This is a genomic window from Rhizobium viscosum (assembly GCF_014873945.1).
Lineage (GTDB): Bacteria > Pseudomonadota > Alphaproteobacteria > Rhizobiales > Rhizobiaceae > Rhizobium > Rhizobium viscosum.
On the sequence record NZ_JADBEC010000002.1, the window covers coordinates 1,733,473 to 1,752,973 of the forward strand.

The 19,501-nt window shown below is 60.2% G+C and carries 19 protein-coding genes; 5 read left to right on the top strand and 14 right to left on the bottom strand.

Annotation, left to right across the window (positions count from 1 at the left end):
• Positions 1-20 precede the first annotated feature (20 nt).
• Positions 21-293 carry a hypothetical protein gene (locus H4W29_RS28840; protein WP_192732198.1) on the bottom strand — a complete coding sequence of 91 codons (273 nt, stop codon included), beginning with the start codon at positions 291-293 and terminating at the stop codon, positions 21-23.
• Between the two features lie 180 nt (positions 294-473).
• Here H4W29_RS28840 and H4W29_RS28845 point away from each other — a divergent pair, with 180 nt between their 5' ends.
• Positions 474-935 (top strand): MEKHLA domain-containing protein, encoded by a 462-nt coding sequence (locus tag H4W29_RS28845; protein WP_192732199.1) that lies wholly within the window; start codon positions 474-476, stop codon positions 933-935.
• A 134-nt stretch (positions 936-1,069) separates the two neighbouring features.
• Here the strand turns inward: H4W29_RS28845 and H4W29_RS28850 are convergent, their stop codons facing one another.
• From H4W29_RS28850 to H4W29_RS28880, 7 genes are all read right to left on the bottom strand, one after another.
• Positions 1,070-1,453: a type II toxin-antitoxin system VapC family toxin gene (locus tag H4W29_RS28850; RefSeq protein WP_192732200.1), complete on the bottom strand. Its 384-nt coding sequence runs from the start codon at positions 1,451-1,453 to the stop codon at positions 1,070-1,072.
• Positions 1,450-1,650, bottom strand: coding sequence for a type II toxin-antitoxin system VapB family antitoxin (locus H4W29_RS28855; protein ID WP_192732201.1), 201 nt, complete (start codon positions 1,648-1,650; stop codon positions 1,450-1,452). Before H4W29_RS28855 ends, H4W29_RS28850 begins: the two co-directional genes overlap by 4 nt.
• A 670-nt stretch (positions 1,651-2,320) precedes the next feature.
• Positions 2,321-3,748, bottom strand: coding sequence for an aldehyde dehydrogenase family protein (locus H4W29_RS28860; protein ID WP_192732202.1), 1,428 nt, complete (start codon positions 3,746-3,748; stop codon positions 2,321-2,323).
• Complete coding sequence (locus H4W29_RS28865) at positions 3,745-5,265, bottom strand: NAD(P)/FAD-dependent oxidoreductase (protein WP_192732203.1); 1,521 nt, start codon at positions 5,263-5,265, stop codon at positions 3,745-3,747. The genes H4W29_RS28860 and H4W29_RS28865 overlap by 4 nt, the downstream gene beginning before the upstream one ends.
• The gene (locus tag H4W29_RS28870) at positions 5,262-5,564 is read right to left on the bottom strand and encodes a (2Fe-2S)-binding protein (protein WP_192732204.1); all 303 of its coding nucleotides are present in this window, start codon (positions 5,562-5,564) and stop codon (positions 5,262-5,264) included. The genes H4W29_RS28865 and H4W29_RS28870 overlap by 4 nt, the downstream gene beginning before the upstream one ends.
• Positions 5,545-6,672, bottom strand: coding sequence for an NAD(P)/FAD-dependent oxidoreductase (locus tag H4W29_RS28875; protein ID WP_192732205.1), 1,128 nt, complete (start codon positions 6,670-6,672; stop codon positions 5,545-5,547). The genes H4W29_RS28870 and H4W29_RS28875 overlap by 20 nt, the downstream gene beginning before the upstream one ends.
• A 57-nt stretch (positions 6,673-6,729) precedes the next feature.
• Positions 6,730-8,052 (bottom strand): NAD(P)/FAD-dependent oxidoreductase, encoded by a 1,323-nt coding sequence (locus tag H4W29_RS28880; RefSeq protein ID WP_192732206.1) that lies wholly within the window; start codon positions 8,050-8,052, stop codon positions 6,730-6,732.
• A 521-nt stretch (positions 8,053-8,573) separates the two neighbouring features.
• Between H4W29_RS28880 and H4W29_RS28885 the strand changes: the two genes are divergently transcribed.
• The 3 genes from H4W29_RS28885 (at position 8,574) to otnC (ending at position 11,358) form a co-directional block, all read left to right on the top strand.
• On the top strand, positions 8,574-9,278 hold the full coding sequence (locus H4W29_RS28885) for an aspartate/glutamate racemase family protein (protein WP_192732207.1): 705 nt from the start codon (positions 8,574-8,576) through the stop codon (positions 9,276-9,278).
• A gap of 179 nt (positions 9,279-9,457) precedes the next feature.
• The gene (gene otnK / locus H4W29_RS28890) at positions 9,458-10,720 is read left to right on the top strand and encodes a 3-oxo-tetronate kinase (RefSeq protein WP_183727306.1); all 1,263 of its coding nucleotides are present in this window, start codon (positions 9,458-9,460) and stop codon (positions 10,718-10,720) included.
• Positions 10,717-11,358, top strand: coding sequence for a 3-oxo-tetronate 4-phosphate decarboxylase (gene otnC, locus H4W29_RS28895; protein WP_192732208.1), 642 nt, complete (start codon positions 10,717-10,719; stop codon positions 11,356-11,358). Before otnK ends, otnC begins: the two co-directional genes overlap by 4 nt.
• Before the next feature lie 339 nt (positions 11,359-11,697).
• Here otnC and H4W29_RS28900 read toward each other — a convergent pair whose 3' ends face one another.
• The 3 genes from H4W29_RS28900 to H4W29_RS28910 all read right to left on the bottom strand — a co-directional run bounded on the left by H4W29_RS28900 (position 11,698) and on the right by H4W29_RS28910 (position 15,229).
• Positions 11,698-12,675, bottom strand: a complete 978-nt coding sequence (locus H4W29_RS28900) for a threonine/serine dehydratase family protein (protein ID WP_192732209.1) — start codon at positions 12,673-12,675, stop codon at positions 11,698-11,700.
• Positions 12,675-13,667: an ornithine cyclodeaminase family protein gene (locus H4W29_RS28905; RefSeq protein WP_192732210.1), complete on the bottom strand. Its 993-nt coding sequence runs from the start codon at positions 13,665-13,667 to the stop codon at positions 12,675-12,677. The genes H4W29_RS28900 and H4W29_RS28905 overlap by 1 nt, the downstream gene beginning before the upstream one ends.
• 236 nt (positions 13,668-13,903) lie before the next feature.
• Positions 13,904-15,229: an NAD(P)/FAD-dependent oxidoreductase gene (locus H4W29_RS28910; protein ID WP_192732211.1), complete on the bottom strand. Its 1,326-nt coding sequence runs from the start codon at positions 15,227-15,229 to the stop codon at positions 13,904-13,906.
• Between the two features lie 232 nt (positions 15,230-15,461).
• Here H4W29_RS28910 and H4W29_RS28915 point away from each other — a divergent pair, with 232 nt between their 5' ends.
• On the top strand, positions 15,462-15,938 hold the full coding sequence (locus H4W29_RS28915; protein ID WP_183726782.1) for an Lrp/AsnC family transcriptional regulator: 477 nt from the start codon (positions 15,462-15,464) through the stop codon (positions 15,936-15,938).
• Between the two features lie 37 nt (positions 15,939-15,975).
• On the opposite strand, the gene H4W29_RS28920 is transcribed toward H4W29_RS28915, so the two are convergent.
• From H4W29_RS28920 to H4W29_RS28930, 3 genes are read right to left on the bottom strand one after another with little or no spacing between them, the layout of a single operon-like run.
• Entirely contained in the window at positions 15,976-17,631 is a 1,656-nt protein-coding gene (locus H4W29_RS28920; protein WP_192732212.1) for an ABC transporter ATP-binding protein, read from the bottom strand.
• On the bottom strand, positions 17,631-18,485 hold the full coding sequence (locus H4W29_RS28925; RefSeq protein ID WP_192732213.1) for an ABC transporter permease: 855 nt from the start codon (positions 18,483-18,485) through the stop codon (positions 17,631-17,633). Before H4W29_RS28925 ends, H4W29_RS28920 begins: the two co-directional genes overlap by 1 nt.
• Positions 18,482-19,432: an ABC transporter permease gene (locus H4W29_RS28930; protein ID WP_192732214.1), complete on the bottom strand. Its 951-nt coding sequence runs from the start codon at positions 19,430-19,432 to the stop codon at positions 18,482-18,484. Before H4W29_RS28930 ends, H4W29_RS28925 begins: the two co-directional genes overlap by 4 nt.
• Positions 19,433-19,501: the final 69 nt, after the last annotated feature.

The following is a 19,501-nucleotide window of genomic DNA, read 5'->3' on the forward strand; positions in this document are numbered from 1 at the left end:
CGGCTGCCGCCGGTGCCTGGTCAACACAACCTGCTGGAGCCTTTGCAAGACAGGTGCCGGTGCTTCGTCGGGCCGGTTGTCAACTGGATTGCCGACGCGATGCGGTCCTCCTCCCGCTGATAGCCGTCTTGGCCAATGTCCCTGAGCATGTGGTCACCGAGATCGTCCAGTCTGCCATGGTGCTTCGGCATGGTCACGAAACGGCAAAGAAGCTCACCTAAGGAGGCGGCTCGTCGCAACAGGCAACGTTTGCAGTTGTGAATGGCCTGGGGGGATTTGACGTCAACGATCATCTGAGCCTCCTATCGGGTTTTCCGGTAGCTAGAGGCTCGCAAAGGCTGGATGACGCTGAAAAAGCGCCGAGGTATTGCAGCTGTAACAAACCGACGGGCCATTTCGAATATTGGTGTCGAAGAGCTGCTCTAGACGGCTGCAGACGGGAGAACGTGGACGAGAGCAAAGGAAAGTGCAGCATGACGAGCCGGGACCTGAACCCGAACGATCTCGAGTTTTTTGAACTGCTGGTTGGCAGCTTCCGGAGAGTGGTCGGCAGGGAGCTTCTTGAGAAAAACCGTGGACCCGAATGGCTTTATGGGAACGCCCCTTTTGCGATTGTCGCCCATAACGCGGATGCAGAGCCGGTCTTCGTCTACGCCAACGCCACGGCCCAGCGGCGATTTGGCTACAGCTGGAGTGAGTTCACCCGGTTGAAAGCCAGGTTGTCGACCGGACCGGACGAGCGCGGTGAGCGTGCGCGGTTGCTGGATGCCATTACTCGCAACGGCTTCATGACCGATTACTGCGGGCTTCGGGTTACCAAATCGGGAAGTCGCTTCCGGGTGGAGGACGGGATCGTCTGGCAACTGAAGGACAGACGCGGTGTCGGCCACGGCCAAGCCGCCATGTTCTCAAAATGGGTCGAGACCAAGGATTGACCGACAAGCCCTGCCTGAGAGGCGGCCTCCCTGAGGCGCTGAAACGTTACGCGTAGGAGTGACATTGTAACGTTCAGATGACCTGCGCACCTCCTGCTCGGAGCTGAGACGCCGCCCCTCTCAGTCCTCATCGGTTAGTTTCGCGCATCGTCAGGGGTGTAAAGTAAAGCCCCCACCTTTTCGGCCGCTGCCCGCAGACGCTTGTCTCTGGTCCATAGGGCTGCTCGCTGATCGAGGAGAACTGAGGCCATCAAGTGGGCATCTGTGTAGCCAATGCCCATACTGAAAATGGCATGGCGATCAATCATCATCATGACTTCGTCGTGCGTCGCGACGAACGCTTCGCGCTGGGCCGCCAGGAAAGCTATCACGCCCCTGCGATCCCGAAGGCTGCCAAGTGCGAGCTCTCCGATCACGGCTGGATGGCATAAGAGACGATCATCCTCGATAATCTTACGCAGCTCTGAATCGGCCTGCCGGAAATGATCGATCCAGATGGAAGTGTCGGCAAGTATCACTTGCGAACTGCGCTCCGGCGGCGTGGGGCTGCCTCCGCATCCGGCATAGTTCCTCCGAGAGCGATGAGGCGTTTTCCCGATTCCAGACGGACAAGCGTCTCCAACGCTTGGCGGACCAGAGTGGCGGTTTCTTTCGTGCCGGTTAGGGACCTAGCCTTTTCCATGAGCGCGTCGTCGAGATTGATAGTCGATCGCATCGTTGGTTTCCTGATTGCGGTGTTATAGATAGCACCATTTGGTGATGAAATCTACGCCTGAGTATCCACTCTGATGCGTCTGCGGCCGGATGTGCAAATCCAGCAACGTGAAATTTCGTCTAGTCGCGGGCGCCTAAGCTTAAGGCAAGCCAGCGATATGCGTCGATGCGGTACTAGCCAAGAAACTAAAAACTGCAGGCGCGCGGGTTCGTATCCCGTCAAGGCGAACACGCTGATCAGGCATCTTGCTTGATGTCAATTGTGGTTCGGCTCGCCGGCGCCTTTGCGTCGTCATGTCGGACATTCGACCAACACCTGCACCGACGCATCGTAGCTGGCCGATGACCCGTATGGCCTCGTCCATGTCGGACGGAGGCCTTGGTTTCCTCCAACCGTGTCATCGCGACACGTCCAAACGCGTGGCCGCGACCTCGGCGAGTACAGACAGAGCCATTGAAGTGGAGTCTCGTGTCGGGTCGAAGAGACCGATGGTGCCTTGATTCGTGCCAGTTCATCTTCGCGGAAGCCTGCCTTCCGCAGTACTTCCTGCCGCCGTTGATGCGCCCTGCTAGGTCCTGTCCAACCGGGTAGTGTAGCTCGGCGGTAGCCGCCGTGGCTACGCGAGCATCTCTTGCTTATGCGCGCGAGGGCGCTACTACCAGGCGCGAGGTTACTCGTTCAAGTATCCGGCTATGCCCTTGATCTCGGTAAACTCGTGCAGTCCGAATTTCCCGTACTCGCGACCATTGCCGGATTGCTTGTAGCCGCCGAAAGGTGCCGCTGCGTCCCAGGCGGAGCCGTTGAGGCGAACGGTTCCGGCGCGCAGCCTGCCTGCAAGCGCGCGCGCCTCCTTCGGATCGCCCTGAATGTAGGCTGCCAGGCCGTAGGGCGTGTCGTTGGCGATCGCAATCGCTTCCTCTTCATTGTCATAGCCGATGATCGATAGCACTGGGCCGAAGATCTCCTCCCGCGCAATCGTCATCTGGTTGGTGACGCGGGCAAACACGGTCGGGTGCACGTAGTAACCTGCGTTGAGATGCGACGGGCGGCCGGGGCCACCCGCGACCAGCGCCGCTCCTTCCGCGATGCCGCGTTCGATCAACGCCTGGATCTTGTTGAACTGCGCGGCGCTTGCGACTGGTCCGAGGTTGGTGCGCGGATCCGAAGGGGGACCGACCACGAGCGCAGCCGCTTCCCTCGCGGCGATTGCGCTTGCTTCGTCCATTCGCTCCGCCGGCACCAGCATTCGCGTCGGCGCGGTACAGGTCTGGCCGGAATTGCCGAAGCACCGTCGTACGCCGGCGGCGACCGCGGCTGAAAAGTCGGCGCTGCGCAGGATGATGTTCGGCGACTTGCCGCCGAGCTCCTGATGCACCCGCTTGACGGTCGGTGCCGCGGCCTGCGCCACGGCAATGCCGGTGTGGGTCGACCCGGTGAAGGACACCATGTCCACGTCCGGGTGGCTGGTCAGCACCGCACCAACCGTAGGCCCGTCGCCCTGGACGAGGTTGAAGACCCCCTTCGGCACGCCGGCCTCATCCATGATCTCGGCGAGGATCACGGCGTTGAACGGAGCAATCTCCGAAGGCTTGAGAACCATGGTGCATCCGGTGGCGAGCGCCGGAGCGACCTTGCAAGCGATCTGGTTGATCGGCCAGTTCCACGGCGTGATCATCGCGACGACACCGACCGGTTCGTGCAGGATGCGTGTGGTCCCCTGCATGTAGTCGAAGGCAAAGGTCTCGCAGGCCTTCATCGTCTGCTCGAAATGGACAGCGCCGATGCCGGCCTGCTCAGCTCGGGCCATGGCGAGCGGCGCGCCCATTTCCCGTGAGATGATATCGCCGAGTTCGTCGTTGCGGCGCTTCAGGATCGCAACAATTCGCTTCAGCAGTTCGATGCGCTCTTCATTGGACGTCTGCGAGAAGGAGGCAAAGGCCCGCCGCGCGGCCGCGACCGCCTTTTCCGCGTCGGCGGCGCTGCCGAGTGCGATGGTACCCATCGGCTGCTCTGTCGAGGGATCGATGACCTCAAGCGTTTTCGACACGGAGGGCTCGATCCACTCACCGTCGATATAGAACTTGTCGGCATGTTTCATTGGTGGCTCCCATGGTTGGCATCTGGCGCACCATCGGAGGCGCGTTCCAAGAATCCGGCTACGGCCACGATGGCTGCGTCCGTGTACGGCAAGGCCGCAAATTCGCCCAGCGGCACGGGTTTGATGGGCGGGCGTAGCCGATAGTAACCGACCTCGCCGGCCGGAACGCCACGGCATTGAGCCAGCAGTTCAACCGCGGTCAGACCGCACAGCCGGCCCTGACATGGTCCCATTCCGCATCGTGTGAACGCCTTCATCTGGTTGAGGCCCGGCACGTCGAGCGCCGCAACTTCACGCAGTTTGCCGGCCGTTATTTCTTCGCAGCGGCAGACGATGGTGCCGTCGTCCTCGGGCACGCGAAACGTTTTGCCGGGCCGGAACCGATGCTCGATGAAAGTCCTGCCCCTGAGCGCAAGAGCGAGCTTTCGCGCGAATTGGTTCTGGCGCTGTTCGTAGGCACCATGGCCAATGCGATTTAGGTTCAGCGCCGCAGACAGGCCCGCGAGTTCTCCTTGGTGAGCTGAGGCAACCGCGCCGACAATTCCCGCCGCATCACCGGCGATCGAAATCCCCCGAACCGAACTGGTACCGCGACCGTCGACGACCGGGCGGAAGGCTGCCAGGCGATCGTCCCAGGCGTAATCGCACCCGGCTGCGAGCGTGAGATTGAGATTCGGCGCGATCCCCTGGTGTAGAAGGAGCAGGTCGCCTTGAATGTGCCGGGACTTGTTGCCGCGATGGACCCGCAAGGCGCCGAATTGTCCGGAACCGGCCGCCTCGAGCGCAGTCACCCCGCGGATGACACGGGTTCGACGGTGAACCTCCAAAAGAAGTTTCAGGCCCTTGAGGGCATAGGGTGACGTGGCAAAGCCAAGCAGATGAGGCAGGGCAGAGCGCCAGTTCTCGACCGGCGTGGTATCGACGACGGCTGTCACGGACACGCCTGCCCGCAGGAGTTGGCTTGCCAGCAGGTACAAAAGCGGCCCGGTCCCGGCGAGGATAGTTCGTCCCAAGGGCACCAGGCCCGACGACTTCATCAAGATCTGCGCCGCTCCTGCCGCCATGACGCCGGGCATGGTCCACCCCGGGAACGGGAATGGACGCTCGAGCGCGCCGGTCGCGAGAATTACTCGGTGGGCGGCGATCGGTCGAGCAATCCCGCCGAGCGAAATCCCGACCTCGAGCGGATGCGCGCCGTCGAAAACTTCTTCGTCAGCAGGCCCGACGCTCCACACAGTCGCACGGGGGGCGTAGCTCAAGTTCCCTTGCCGAAACCGCTCGATGAGCGTCCGTCCGGCAGTGTAGTCTGGCCCCATGCGGGCGAGGTCGGCATCTGATGCATGCTCGACCGACCGATAAATCTGCCCGCCAGGGGATTCATTTTCATCGGCAAGCAAAACCGCGAGACCGTGGATCGAGGCTTCGATGGCTGCCGAGAGGCCGGCAGGACCCGCGCCAACGACGACGACGTCATAGGCAGGCGCGAGATCGGTGGCAGACTGAATGCTTCTAATCATTCTTCCTGCCTCGGCATGGCAGCGCCGTCCTGTGTCTCGATCCGCATCCCTTCAGCAACGTTGGTCATGCACGCCTGCCGGTTCGGCCGGCCATCGATTTTGACGAGGCACTCGAAGCAGACACCCATAATGCAGTAGGGACCACGGGCGGCGCCGGACACCGGGCTGCGGCGCGTGCTGTCATATCCCGCGGCCAACAGTGCGGCGGCAACGCTATCGCCTTGTCTGGCCATCGTCGGCATGCCGTTGAATGTGAATGATATTGAACTCTCCCTTCGGTCAGGCAGCCGCCGGAACATGGAACCTCCGGGAATGAAATGCGGAAAGATCGTCAGAAAGCGCGCCGGCTGAAATCTGCCGTGGCAGGACCAGCGCATGATTGGCCGCCAGAGTCACGCCGGAATGGCAGGCACATGCGAACGCACCTGGAAACCTCTCTGAGTGCTCGTAAATGGGGTAGCCGTCCGGCGTCACCACTCGGAATGCGGCCCAGACCCGCACTGCACTGGCGTCCTTTAGAAGTGGGAATGTGCGCACAGCGCGTTCAGCCATGACCGCAGTAATCGGCCCGCGCGGCCGCTGGTGATCGATCGTGGCTTCCTTGCTTTCGCCGATCAGCACAGAGCCCTCGTCTGTCTGCCGCAGATAGCCGGTGGCATGGCTGAGGAAAGGCTTCAGCCGCTCGGTCACAATGATCTGGCCGCGGCTGGGCGAGAGCGGAACGTTCAGCCCGACCATCGGAGCGAGCGCGGTGTTGCCGATCCCGGCAGCAAGGACGATCTTGCCGGCACCGAGTCGCCACCCGTCTCCAGCCAATTCGAACGTACCTGCGCGATGACTGATTGCAATCGTCTTCCGATGCGGCAGATAATGAACGCCACGCTGCTTAAGCGCCTTATGAAAGCCCGTGAACAGCCGCAGCGGATTAACGTGTCCATCGAGCGGGCTGAAAATTGCGCCTGCCACTGTGTCGCCGACCAGGGGCAAATGGCGGCGCGTCTCCGTTTGGTCGAGTATCTCATATTCGAGGGGTGGCGTTCCTTCCGCGTCCATTCCTGGTTGGGCGGCGAGCTTCGCCATCGATGCGATACCGCGTTCCAGCTCCGTTGCGGTGAGCCGAATTGAGAAGCCGCCCGACCGGACAAAGCCAGTGTCGATGCCGGTTTCGGCCTTAAGTTCGGCTGCCAGCCGGTGCCAGTTCGCCGTCGAGGTTCGCGACCATCGCGAATACGCGGCATTGCCGAGGCCCTTGCTTGAGCTCCATACAAGACCGAAATTCGCCCGGGCGGCTCTGTTTGCCACATCGCCTTCGTCGACGATTGCAACCCTTTCCCCGCATTTCGATAGACCCCAGGCTATCGATACGCCTACCAGCCCTCCGCCGATGACGATTACGTCGTAATCCATTCCGCTAGCTTCCCTCGGCGCGTATTCCGACGGCCTTCTCCGGATCCGACCTCGCAATCAGATTGCTCCGACTTTGACTTTCGAACCATCAAGGAGGCGCGAGAGGCGGAAGGGGGTGGGGTCGACACAGGGTGTATCATTGGCAACCAGGTCGGCCGCCAAGCGGCCGATACCCGGGCCAAGGCCGAAGCCATGGCCGGAGCAGCCCGCGGCCAAATAGAGACCTCTCACACCGTCAGCCGGCGAGATGACCGGCACCGCGTCCGGCGTGAAATCCACGTAGGCTCCCCAGCTGTCGGCGACTTCGACCCCCGCCAGCGCAGGAAACTGCTCCGTGACCCGTTTCAAAATAGCCGCGATGGTGCGGCGGCTCGGCGGTGGGTCGAGAACGCGGATCCGCTCGAAGGCCGTCGGTTTGCTCTTGTTCAAGCTTCCGAATGCCTCAGGACCCTGAAGGAAGGATTTGCCGATGCCGAACTGCACCGCTTTCAGGCGCTTCATGAACATCGGCATGAACCAGCGGGCGTATCGAATACCTTGTGGGGTGATATCGAGCATCGCCCTGCCGCTGATGGCAAGCGTGTAGCTGCCATCCAGCCGGCGGGTCAGCGCGCACTCCGGCGTATAGATCGCCTCGCCCAGATTCGCCGTGGGCCGCGTACGAAGGGCCGTTTGGCGCACGCTTGCCTGCGGAAAAAGAATTCCGTACTGACGACAAAACATCGACGTCCAGGCACCGCCGGCGCAGAGGACGGCTTGTGTCCGAATGAGCCCCTTTTCGGTAATCACTCCCGCCACCGCGCCGTTGACCAGATCAAGGCCTCGGGCAGCGCACTCCTGGTGGATCGTCGCGCCAAATTTGCGAGCGCCGTTCGCGATCGTCGGCGCGGCGATGGCAGGCTCGCCCTTGCCGTCATCGATCGAATGCACTCCGCCCAGCCATCGGCGGCCGTTCGCCGGAACCGTGGCAGCCGCTTCCTTGGCGCTCAGCATCTTCGTATTGACGTTGAACTGCCGGGCCGTAGCACGCCATGCTTCCCATTCCGCCAGTTGCTGGGGATTGTCCGTAGCGTAAAGCAGACCGCATCGACGGAAGCCGACGTCCTCTCCGATTTTGGATTCAAACTCACCCCATAGCCGCAGCGCGACGCCCGAGAGCGGCAGCTCGCGCTCATCCCGGTTCTGTTGGCGGCACCAACCCCAGTTGCGGCTCGACTGCTCGCAGCCGACATGGCCCTTTTCGACCAGAGCGACGAACAGTCCCCGCTCCGCGAGAAAGAAAGCTGCCGTTGCACCAATGATGCCGCCCCCGATCACGACGACATCCGCCTTGGCAGGGAGCTGCTGATCGTTCTGTATGCGTTTGATAATTGGAGACATTGGATTGACCTGAACTTATCTTGGCGGCTGATCTATACGGCACTGTTCCTGCCCCTCCGGCAGAAACATCTGCGGCAATGACGGTTATCGCATCGGCCTGGAACGACGGTGCGAGCCGGGCGGGATACGCCTAGGCCTTGCCGTCCGATGCGCGATACGTGTCGATGACATCTTCGGCTGGAAGCAGCCTGTCGCAGATGAAATGCCCGATGGGCAGGGGCAGACTGCCTGGATCAAAGATTGGTGTCATGGCGCGTCCTGGAAGTGAGCTCATGGGAAGCTACCGGAGGAAGGCGAGCAGCATGCGTCGAATGATCATGCAGGGACGGCGGAAAATTCCGTGTTCGGCGGCACGACAGACAAATGTTCGGTCATTGAGCATGTAAGTTACGGAGCATCGTCTGACGACAGTGGTTTCGAACCGACTTCCGGTCGTAACACGACAGATGCCGCGATCGTTCATATCACCCGCTGCTACAGAAAATTGAAGAGCGTGCACAATCAAAAACAGAGATGAAGCCATGACTACAGACGTTCATGAGTCCCCTGCGCTTGCCATGATCCATACGGTCCCCGGGATCATCCCCGCGTTCAACGAACTCGTTGGCCACCATCTGCCCAGTTGGCGCACATTCAACATGTTAGATGAGAGCCTGCTGGGGAACACGATTCGCGAAGGCGTGCTGTCACGTCAAACGATGCGGCGGCTTGGGACTCACATTTCGTCGGCGGTGGATGCGGGGGCTTCGGCGGTCCTCGTCACCTGTTCCTCGCTCGGTCCTGCAGTGGATGCGGCAGTGCCGCTCTGCCCCGTACCCCTCTTCCGTATAGATGACGGGATGGCGATTGAGGCAATCCAGCGCGGGAGCCGAATTGGCGTCCTTGCAACTCTTGCAACAACAATGAACCCCACAACCCGCCTAATTGAACGCCATGCTCATAGGATGGGTCGGAACGTTTTCCTCACCAGTCGTCTTTGTGAAGGAGCCTTTGATAAATTGCGAAACGGGGACAGGGCGGCGCATGATGCGATGATACGTGAGGGTCTCGCTTCGCTCGTGGGCAGTGTCGACGTGGTTGTTCTTGCTCAAGCATCAATGGCAAATGCTCTAAATGAGATGAGCGAGGCATCGGTGCCAGTACTTACTACCCCTGAACTTGGTGTGGTGCACATGTCCTCCGCACTAAACGCGCGCTTCCGCGTCCAGGAAAGTGTGCAAAGTTAGAGCAGAGGTTTGCCGGTTTTCAGCAGTTCCGAACAGGCCGTCGTGAACCTGCGCGATCTGATCGCAAGGAGGTGACCAAAGAAGGCTTCGTGCATCAGGCGGCGCGGCATCGGCTGAAGGAGACAGTTTGCTGCAAGCCGTCCCATCGGATGGTGTGCGCGGGGAGAAGGGAAAGGGAAATGCTTTTAGGAGTGATCGCCGACGATTTTACCGGCGCAAGCGATATTGCAAACACAATTGCAAAGGGCGTGGCGCCTAACGGCGGACTGCGTACCGCGCAGTTTCTCGGCGTACCGAAAACCGCTGCAGCTGCCGACGTCGAGGCGGGTGTGGTTGCCCTGAAAAGCCGAACTATTCCAGTCGAGGAGGCGGTAGCGCAATCCCTTGGCGCCTTGAACTGGCTTCTGGCCCAAGGCTGCCGGCAGATCGTCTTCAAGTACTGCTCGACATTCGATTCCACCCGTGACGGCAACATTGGACCCGTGGGCGAAGCGCTTGCGGACGCTCTCGATGTGAAAAGCGTCGTCGCATGCCCGGCTTTCCCCGGTGCTGGCCGCACTGTCTACATGGCGCACCTGTTCGTCCATGACCGGCTCCTGAGTGAATCCGGGATGCAGAACCATCCGCTTACGCCCATGACGGACCCCGACATTCGCCGATGGCTGCGATACCAGACCCGATCGTCCGTTGGGCACGTCGCGCTTGATACGGTTCGCAAGGGTGCCGAGGAAGTCGCCGCTACGCTTGCCGCGAAGGATGACACGTTGGTGATCGTCGATGCGATATCCGATCAGGATCTCATCACTATCGGGTCGGCGATTGCCGACCACAAGCTGGTAACAGGCGGGTCCGGCATAGCGATTGGTCTAGCCGAGAACTTCATTCGGTGCGGCCTCGCTACAGGAAACTCTGGCAGATTGATCGGAAGAGATGGGCCGGAAGCGATCCTGGCGGGAAGCTGCTCAGGTGCGACCCGTGGACAGATCGATGTCCATAAGCGAAACCACCCGACTCTAGCCATCGACGTCGACAAGGTGATGAGCGGCGAAACCACCTCCGACCACGTCATAGAATTCATAACGGGCAATCATGGCGAGGCCCCGCTTGCCTACTCCTCCGGTACACCTGAAGAAGTCAAGGCCATTCAGGCGAAGTATGGTCGCGAGGAAGTCGCAGCCAAGCTCGACGCCTTTTTCGCCGACACAGCCCTCAAACTGGTTCGATCGGGCGTGACACGGTTGGTTGTTGCTGGCGGCGAAACGTCTGGCGCAGTCGTCTCGGCTCTGGATCTTGGGTCGCTGACGATTGGGCAGGAAATTGATCCGGGCGTGCCAGTCCTCCTTTCCGATGGCGAAAAGCCGATCGCTCTTGCCCTGAAGTCGGGCAACTTCGGCTCTGCCGATTTCTTCGTCAAAGCGCTGAAAAGGTTGAAAGCAAGTTGAGTAGCTCGGAAAACAGACTCCGCGAGGATATCGTACGCTTGTCGCAGTCGCTCTATGAACGTGGATTCTCGGTTGGTTCCGCAGGCAACATCAGCGCGGCCGTTGATGACGTTATCCTCATGACACCCACGAACTCCTGTCTCGGCTTTCTAGATCCCGTCAAGATCAGCAAAGTCACTCGTGATGGTCGGCACCTGTCAGGGGACCAACCATCCAAAGAAATTTTTCTGCACAAGGCATTTTATGAAACGCGGCCCCAGGCCGGAGCGGTGGTTCATCTTCATTCAACCTATGCAACCGCGCTCTCCTGTGTCACCGACATCGACCCTGACGATTGCATCCCGCCGCTCACCCCATACGTTGTGATGCGCGTGGGCCAGGTCAAACTCCTCGAATACGTGCGGCCGGGAGACGAGAAGGCGGGAGATTTGATCCGGGCGCTCGGGGGGCATTATGCTGCGGTGCTTCTCGCCAATCACGGCCCGGTCGTCACCGGAAAAGATATCTCGTCGGCCGTCTATGCGGCGGAAGAACTGGAAGAGACGGCGAAACTGCTCCTCATGCTGCGTGGCCTGCCAAAGCGGATGCTGTCGGATGAAAATGTGGTCGAGCTCAAGTCCGTTTTCGGCGCGTATTAGCCCTCCGCTGTAGCTGTAAAAACCAGAATTTTTGGAGACCATGGTTAGATCAGAATGAGGCGGTACAGGTGTAAATTGTGCTTGCCTGGGGATCTTTGGCTTTGGGCGTCAGTCAACAGACAGGCGTGAGCGGCAATAATTTCCGCTTCTGGACCCCGAGCGAGCCTTCGCTGGCTGGTCAGCATCAGCAGAGATGGTGGGTGGAGCAGCCCGTCGCCAAGCTGATCGCCGAATGACGTGTTCGCGCCGCATTCCGAACCGGCAGACTCTTGCTCGGCAATGAGAATCGCAGACGTTCAACCGCGATCGGGGTTGTGAACTGACCGAAGCTGGAACTTGTTACCCCGCTACATTGTAAATCTCGGCAAGGTCGCGTAGATCCCAGTTCCCGCCAGACAACACTGCACACACTTTTTCGTCGCGCTTGACGTCTATGCTGCCCGCCAACAGTGCTCCGACGCCAATCGAGGCGGCTGGTTCAGCGATCAGTTTCGCATCCTTGGCAAGAGCACGCATCCCGGCGATGATGTGCTCGTCTTCAACGAGAACGATCTCGTCCACATATTTTTCGATAATTGGATACGGGTTTTGACCCGGAACGCTTATCCTCAAGCCATCCGCAATGGTGTTCTTCAAGGGAAGCGATGTGCGCTCCTTGTTTATCCGGCTGTGAAAATATTTCGGAGTCAGAGCAGGCTCTGCCCCTATGACGCGAACCGATGGTTTCGTTTCTTTTATCGCAGTGGCGATCCCCGAGATCAGGCCTCCGCCGCCCACGGGAACAATGACCGTATCTACGTCGCCCAGGTCCTCGAGTATTTCACACCCGATCGTTCCCTGACCGGCCATCACGATGGGGTCCTCAAAAGCGTGAACAGTCGCGTATTTGTTTTCTTCAGCGATTTCATACACCCTTTTCCATCTGGCGGCGGTGTCGCCATCGAAAAGAATGACTTCTGCCCCGAGGGCTTTTGTGTTCTCGATCTTGATTTTGGGCGTGGTCACCGGAACGACCAATATCGCTTTTACGCCCAGCATCCTGGCGGCATAAGCAAGCCCTTGGGCATGATTGCCCGACGACGTCGCAATAATGCCGTTTGCGATCTCTTCTCTCGAGAGCGAGAGAGCCTTGTTCAGGGCGCCGCGGATTTTGAAAGCGCCAGTAATCTGCAACGTTTCGGGTTTGAGATATAGCTGACAACCAGCGGCATTCTCAATTTTGTCCGCGCGCAAGAGCGGCGTGTGTCTGACGTGCGGTTTCAGCCGTTCGTGAGCTTCACGGATGTCCTGAATCGTGGGGTAATTGCGCATGGTCATCACTCAAAAAACTGAAAGAACGTGCCGACGTTATTGGCTATGGCGTTCTGATGGACTTTGCTGGCTGTCGTATTGTCGTGTATGGCCATCCCAGTGGAATCGAAGATCGTGATTTCCTCATCACTTTCTCGTCCTGGCTTCTTTCCCAACAATACCTCGCCGATCTCGCCATAAATGTCGTCTTTGGCGATGATGTTTTTATTCAACGGGTGCCAGGTCTCGCCCTTTTCTGTGCATTGCGCGATTGAGTCCACGACTACCTTCGCGTTCCTGAAGAGCTCCGGATCCAGCTCCTGTTTGCCGCGTTGGTCGGTGCCGATTGCAACGATGTGCGTGCCGGGTTTCACCCAATCTGCTTCCACAAGCGACCCCTTCCCGCGGGTCGTCGTAATCAGGATATCGGCCTGCTCAACGGCTTCTTTTTTTGAGTTTGCCATGATTACGGGAATGCCAAATTCGCTTTCGATATCCGTCTTGTATTTGGAAAGCGTGTCCGCGCGACTGTCCCATGCGTGGATCACTTCGATCTTCATGATCTCGTTGATCGCCCGGATTTGCATTCGTGCCTGATTTCCTGTCCCGATCGATGCGATCGTCCTGGCGTTCTTCCTCGCCAGGGCTTTGACGGAGACGGCTCCGGACGCCCCCGTTCTGAGACCAAGGATCAAGCTTCCATCCATAACGCAAATCAACGCACCGCTCCTGGCATCAAACAGGAAAATGGTCGCCATGCCATTGGGCACGCCGTGTGCTGTCGGGTTATCAATGAACCCTCCGGAAGAGGCTTTCATGGAGATCACTTCAATGGCTTTGTAATAACCAAGCTTGAAGTCAATTTCCCCACGAGGCGGTGGGAGATCTATTCCGATATAGTCGGGTTGCTCCACCTGATCACTGTTAAAGGCTTTGTAAGCCTCTTCCACCGCGCCGATGACTTCCGTCATGCCGATTAGCCGTTTTACTTCATCCTTCTTAAGCAGCAGCGTTTTCATGCATGACCTCTCGATTTTTGGCTTCATGGGATGCACCGGCACGGCACACCCTGAACCACAATCACCATAGTGGGAGATCGGCGAGCCTAGTGATCGCATTCGCTGCGACCTGAAGCAGATTGTTTTGTATCGCATGGGAGCGTTGGCAGAGAGTTGCGGCGGGCGTCTGTCCGAGCTCCGGCGAGAAAAATCGGAGGAGCTGCTTGCTCAGATTGGTCCGCATGCGGGGACCTCATCTAAAAGTCAGCGACTTTACCCCAGGCAGATTTTCGGAAGCGATCCGGATGGTAGGGGCGGGGATCGACGATCGGCTCGTTACCGCTCACGATGTCTGCGATCAAGTGGCCGGCGCCCGGACCGATACCGAAGCCGTGCCCGCTGAAGCCGGCGGCGAGGATGAAACCCGGTACGGCGGCGATTTCGCCGATCCCCGGGACCCCGTCCGGCGTGCTGTCGATATAGCCCGCCCATGCGGCAGCGATGCTGGTGTTCTGCAGGGGAGGCAGGAGGTCGAGTGCGCGCAAATGGGTGAGGCGAATGGTGGCTTTATCGACCGCGGGATCAAGGATGCGCATGCGCTCCATCGGCGTGGGGGCGTCCAGTCGCCAGCGGGCCAAGGTCTCATGGCCGGAGCGGAAGCCCTCAAGCCCGCCTGGGGCTAGGCTGCGCCAGCGTTTGACGAACATCGGCAGAAATTGCGGCGAGAACCTGAGTTGTTGCGGCGTCGGGTCGACGCGGCCGCGGCCGCTGATGGCGAGTGTATAGCCGCCGTCGGCGCGGCGCGTCACCGAAACGGCGGCCGTATGCAGCGCATCCGGAAGGCCGATGGCGCCCGGCGAGACGGCAAGGATCGACGAGCGGATAGCGACCTGCGGAAAGCGGATGCCGAGCTGGCGGCAGAAGGAGGAGGCCCAGGCACCGCCGGCAAGGATCGCCGTCGTCGTGCGGATCGTCCCATGCTCGGTGACGACACTGGAAAGGCGACCGCCTTCTGTCTCTATGCCGCGGGCGGCGCAAGACTGGTGCACGGTGCCGCCAAGCTTGAGGATCGCACGCGCGACCGCGGGTGCTGCACTCGCCGGATCTGCGGTGCCATCAGTCGGCGAAAAGACGCCTCCCTTCCATGGCTTGCCGGTTGCGCGGCCGCGCTCGGTCGCCTGGGCGCTGTCGAGCATATGGGTGGTGACGCCGACGGTCCGGGCGAAATCGCGCCAGCGTGCCCAGCCGGCCAGTTCCTCTTCGCTATTGCCGAGGTAGAGCAGCCCGCAGCGGCGGAAACCGGTGTCCTCGCCGCTCTCGGCGGCGAAACGGTCCCAAAGATCGAGGCTCTTTGTCGCAATCGGCAATTCGCGGGCGTCCCGGTTCTGCTGGCGGCACCAACCCCAATTGCGACTCGACTGTTCGGCGCCGATCCGTCCCTTCTCAACGAGGGCGACTTTCATTCCGCGGCGGGCAAGGTAATAGGCCGCAAACACGCCGACAATGCCGCCGCCGATCACCACGGCATCGGCGGCCGCGGGAAGTGCAAGGGATGACTCAACGTATTGCAGGGGTGCTGGCATGAGGCGGTCTCCGGTTACTGATAATCTAGCGGGCTTTGCGGATACGGCGCTGCTGGAGTTCGACCGGCCTGCAGCAGAACATGCCGTCATGCCGGAAATGCGCAGACAGTTGTGCTTCGCGGGCACGCTCAAAACCAAATAGACAGACAAGGGCAATGTGTTACGGTTAATCAAGGGAAGGCGGCAGCATAATCTGCCGCCTTCTGACGGCCGCAACCCGAAAAGGTGCTTCGTGAAACTCGATCGAATCGACGTCAAGATCCTCCACGAATTGCAGAAGAACGGTCGTATCACCAATGTGGAATTGGCCGATCTCGTGGCGCTCTCTCCGAGCCCGTGCCTGATGCGCGTGAAAAAGCTGCAGGCAGAGGGCTATATCGAAGGCTACTCGGCTCAGATCAATGTCGGCAAGCTTGGCCAGACCTTGACGGTCTTTACCGAGATCACCCTGAAAAACCACCGGCAGATCGATTTCGCCCGCTTCCTGGCAGCGATCGACAAGGTCGAGCAGGTCATCGAATGCCATCTCGTTTCCGGCGGCTACGATTACCTCGTCAAATTCGTGACGTCAGGGATCGGCGAATACCAGACGATCATGGAGCGGCTCACGGATATGGATGTCGGGATCGATAAATATTTCAGCTTCGTCGTGCTGAAGTCGCCGATCGTCAGGGCGCATATGCCGCTGACGAGCCTGTTTCCGCTGTAGAAACAGGCTGCAGCGCAGCGTTCAGAGGGCCTGTCTGCTAACTCCTGCTATAGGCGCGCACCAGTTCCGGATCCTGTGTCAGCCCATCGAGCCAGGCGGGATCGAGCTTCGGCACCGAGGAGAAGAGCAGCTGGGAGTAGGGATGCTTTGCCGCCTTGATCTTCTCGGGCGTGATTTCCTCGACCTTCTTGCCGCCATACATCACGACGATTTCGTCGCAGATCGCCTCGACGACGGAGAGGTCGTGGCTGATGAAGATGTAGGAAAGGCCGAGTTCCCGCTGCAACTCCTTGAGGAGATCGATCACCGCGGCTGCGACCACCGTATCGAGCGCCGAGGTGATCTCGTCGCAGAGGATGAGCTTCGGATCGGCGGCAAGTGCGCGGGCGAAATTCACGCGCTGCTTCTGCCCGCCGGAAAGCTCTCCCGGCCGGCGATGGCGCAGGCTGCGCGGCAGGCGGACCATGTCCATCAATTCGTCGATGCGGGCGCTGCGCGCCTTGGCCGGCATGCCGTGGTAGAAGACGAGCGGCCGGTCGAGGATATCCTCGACCGATTTTGCCGGATTGAGCGCCGTATCGGCATATTGGAAGACGATCTGCATCTCGCGTAGCTGGTCGCGCGAGCGCTCGCGGGCGCTGTGGCCGAGCTCCTTGCCGTCGAAGACGATCTTGCCGAAGGCGGCCGGCAGGATGCCGGCGATGGTGCGGGCAAGAGTCGACTTGCCGCAGCCGGATTCACCGATAATGCCGAGGTTGCGCCCCTTCTCAACCTTTAGGCTGACATTCTGGACGGCGCGCACCAGAGGGAGGCCATCGGCCTGGCGCTGGCCGTAACCGGCAACGACGTCCTGGATGGCCAGCAGCGGCGCCGGCACGGCCTCTATATCGGCCTCCGCATTGCGCGCCTTCGGCTCGAAGGCGGCCAAGAGCTCGCGCGTATAGGGATGTTTCGCCGCGGTCAGGATTTCTTCGGTCGTCCCCGTCTCCTGGACCTCGCCGCCCTTCAGCACGACGATCCGGTCGGCGATCTGGGCGACGACTGCAAGGTCATGCGAGACGTAGACGCCTGATATGCCGCCCGTCTTCATCGCCGACTTGAAGGCGCGCAGCACTTCGATCTGGGTCGTCACGTCGAGCGCCGTCGTCGGCTCGTCGAAGATCATCAGCTTCGGGTCGCCGATCAGCGCCATCGCCGCCGACAGGCGCTGCAGCTGGCCGCCGGAGACCTGGTGGGGGTAGCGGCTGCCGATGATCTCGGGCTCGGGCAGCGAAAGCGCCCGGAAAAGCTCGACCGCGCGGCTTCTTGCCTCCTCGGCGGACATCAGCCCGTGGATGCGGGTGACTTCGATCACCTGATCCATGATCGATATGGCGGGATTGAAGGCGGCGGCGGCCGATTGCGGCACATAGGCCACTTCAGTGCCACGCAGCCTGGCGCGCTGCTTTTCGCGGAGCTTGACCATGTCCTTGCCGGCAAGGGAGACGCTGCCGCCCGAAATGCGACAGCCCGGCCGCGAATGTCCCATCAGGGTGAGCGCGATCGTCGTCTTGCCCGAGCCGCTTTCGCCAATCAGCGCAACGATCTCGCCTTCTGATATGTCGAGGCTGACGCCCCGGATGATTTCGACGCGCCGGCCGGAATCGGTGGTGGCTTCGACCCTGAGGTCGCGGATTTCGACGAGATTGGTCATCACTCGCTCCGATCGCGGATTTTCTGCGGCAGGTTGTCGATCAACAGGTTCACGCTGATCGTGAGGCTGGCGATCGCAAGCGATGGGAACATGACGGCGGGAGCCCCGAAAGGCAGGCCGCCGATGTTTTCACGCACGAGCGCGCCCCAGTCCGCATAGGGTGGCTGCACGCCGAGCCCGAGGAAGGAAAGGCCGGAGAGCAGGAGAACGATGAAGACGAAGCGGAGTCCGAGATCGGCAAGCACGGGACCGACGATATTCGGCAGGATTTCCGAGCGGATCAGATAAAGGGTGCTTTCGCCGCGGATGCGGGCGACGGTGATGAAGTCCATGGAATTGACGTTGACGGCGAGCGCCCGCGCGAAACGGTAGGAGCCGGGAATATAAATCACCGAAAGCGTCAGGATCAGCACCGGGATCGACGACCCGACGGCTGCGACCACGACTAGGCCGAAGAGCTTGCTCGGGATGGAATTCAAGGCATCGAGAAAGCGGGAGAGCAGCGTATCGAGCCAGCCTCCGGCAACGGCCGCGATCATGCCGAGCACGACGCCGCTGAAGCAGGCGATCGTCACGGCCGCAAGCGAGATGCCGACCGTATAACGCGCGCCCATGAGGATACGCGAGAAGACATCGCGGCCGAGATAGTCCGATCCCATCCAGAACTGCTGGGATATCGGACCGAAATAATCGTAATCAACGATTTCGCCCACGGGGTAGGGGACGAGCAAATGCGCGAAGATCGCGATAAAGGCCCAGAAGAGGATGACGGCAAGGCCCACGAAGCCGACCAGGTTGAAGCGGTAGCCGAGCCGGCGCGTCATGGCGGGCCGCTGTTCGATATGGGATGTCATCGCAGCCTCGGATTGGAAAGAATGGCAATGATATCGGCGAGCGTGATGAGGATGAGGTAGCCGACGCAGAAGATCATAGCGCAGGTCTGAATGAGCGGCAGGTCGCGCGTGGCCACCGCATCCACCATCAGTTTGGCAATGCCGGGATAGTTGAAGATAGTCTCGACGATGATGACCCCGCCCAGCAGATAGGATAGCGAAAGCGCGATCGCATTGACGATCGGACCAAGGGCGTTCGGCAATGCATGTTTCAAAACAATGCGACTGCGGGAGGCGCCTTTCAGCAACGCCATTTCGGCATAGGGCGTGTTCAAGGTTTCAACCACGGCAGCTCGCGTCATCCGGATCATCTGCGCCGATACACCGAAAGTCAGTGTAATCACCGGCATCGCATAGACCCGCAGCATATCGGTGAAGGTTTTCGCTTCATTCGTAAGGGAAATTGCCGGGAGCCACTGCAGATAGACCGCAAAGAACAGGACCGCCGATGTTGCAATCATGAATTCGGGCACGGAGATCACGCCAATCGTAAGCACGGTGACCGTCCGATCATAGAGCGAGCCACGCATCATGGCGGCCGTGATGCCGAGCGTCAGCGCGATCGGAACCGCGAACAAGGCGGTTATGCCGGCGAGTTTCATAGAGTTCACGAAACGCCCTCCGATCAAGTCGGCGATTGGCATGTCGTTGGCGTAAGAGGTGCCGAGGTCGCCGGACAGCAGTCCCGTCATCCAGTAGACGAAACGCAGGAAGGCCGGCTCGTCGAGATGCATGGCCTTGCGTAGCCCCTCGACCGCCTCCGGTGTCGCGGCCTGCCCGAGCAGGATCGACGCCGTGTCACCGGGAAGCATCGTCGTTGCGAAAAACACCGCGAAGGAGACGATCAGAAGCGTGACTGCGGAGATGAACAGTCGACTGGCAATAAGAGACAGGACGTGATTCTTCATATGCAGACCTCCCGTCGGCCGTTGGCTGACAGTATATCACGAAAACAGGCGGACGACCGGGGGCTTGTC

Coding starts and splice junctions, on each gene's coding strand:
- H4W29_RS28840 (WP_192732198.1), bottom strand. CDS start 293: ATGATCGTTGACGTCAAATCCCCCCAGGCCATTCACAACTGCAAACGT.
- H4W29_RS28845 (WP_192732199.1), top strand. CDS start 474: ATGACGAGCCGGGACCTGAACCCGAACGATCTCGAGTTTTTTGAACTG.
- H4W29_RS28855 (WP_192732201.1), bottom strand. CDS start 1,650: ATGCGATCGACTATCAATCTCGACGACGCGCTCATGGAAAAGGCTAGG.
- H4W29_RS28860 (WP_192732202.1), bottom strand. CDS start 3,748: ATGAAACATGCCGACAAGTTCTATATCGACGGTGAGTGGATCGAGCCC.
- H4W29_RS28865 (WP_192732203.1), bottom strand. CDS start 5,265: ATGATTAGAAGCATTCAGTCTGCCACCGATCTCGCGCCTGCCTATGAC.
- H4W29_RS28870 (WP_192732204.1), bottom strand. CDS start 5,564: ATGTTCCGGCGGCTGCCTGACCGAAGGGAGAGTTCAATATCATTCACA.
- H4W29_RS28875 (WP_192732205.1), bottom strand. CDS start 6,672: ATGGATTACGACGTAATCGTCATCGGCGGAGGGCTGGTAGGCGTATCG.
- H4W29_RS28880 (WP_192732206.1), bottom strand. CDS start 8,052: ATGTCTCCAATTATCAAACGCATACAGAACGATCAGCAGCTCCCTGCC.
- H4W29_RS28885 (WP_192732207.1), top strand. CDS start 8,574: ATGACTACAGACGTTCATGAGTCCCCTGCGCTTGCCATGATCCATACG.
- otnK (WP_183727306.1), top strand. CDS start 9,458: ATGCTTTTAGGAGTGATCGCCGACGATTTTACCGGCGCAAGCGATATT.
- H4W29_RS28900 (WP_192732209.1), bottom strand. CDS start 12,675: ATGACCATGCGCAATTACCCCACGATTCAGGACATCCGTGAAGCTCAC.
- H4W29_RS28905 (WP_192732210.1), bottom strand. CDS start 13,667: ATGAAAACGCTGCTGCTTAAGAAGGATGAAGTAAAACGGCTAATCGGC.
- H4W29_RS28910 (WP_192732211.1), bottom strand. CDS start 15,229: ATGCCAGCACCCCTGCAATACGTTGAGTCATCCCTTGCACTTCCCGCG.
- H4W29_RS28920 (WP_192732212.1), bottom strand. CDS start 17,631: ATGACCAATCTCGTCGAAATCCGCGACCTCAGGGTCGAAGCCACCACC.
- H4W29_RS28925 (WP_192732213.1), bottom strand. CDS start 18,485: ATGACATCCCATATCGAACAGCGGCCCGCCATGACGCGCCGGCTCGGC.
- H4W29_RS28930 (WP_192732214.1), bottom strand. CDS start 19,432: ATGAAGAATCACGTCCTGTCTCTTATTGCCAGTCGACTGTTCATCTCC.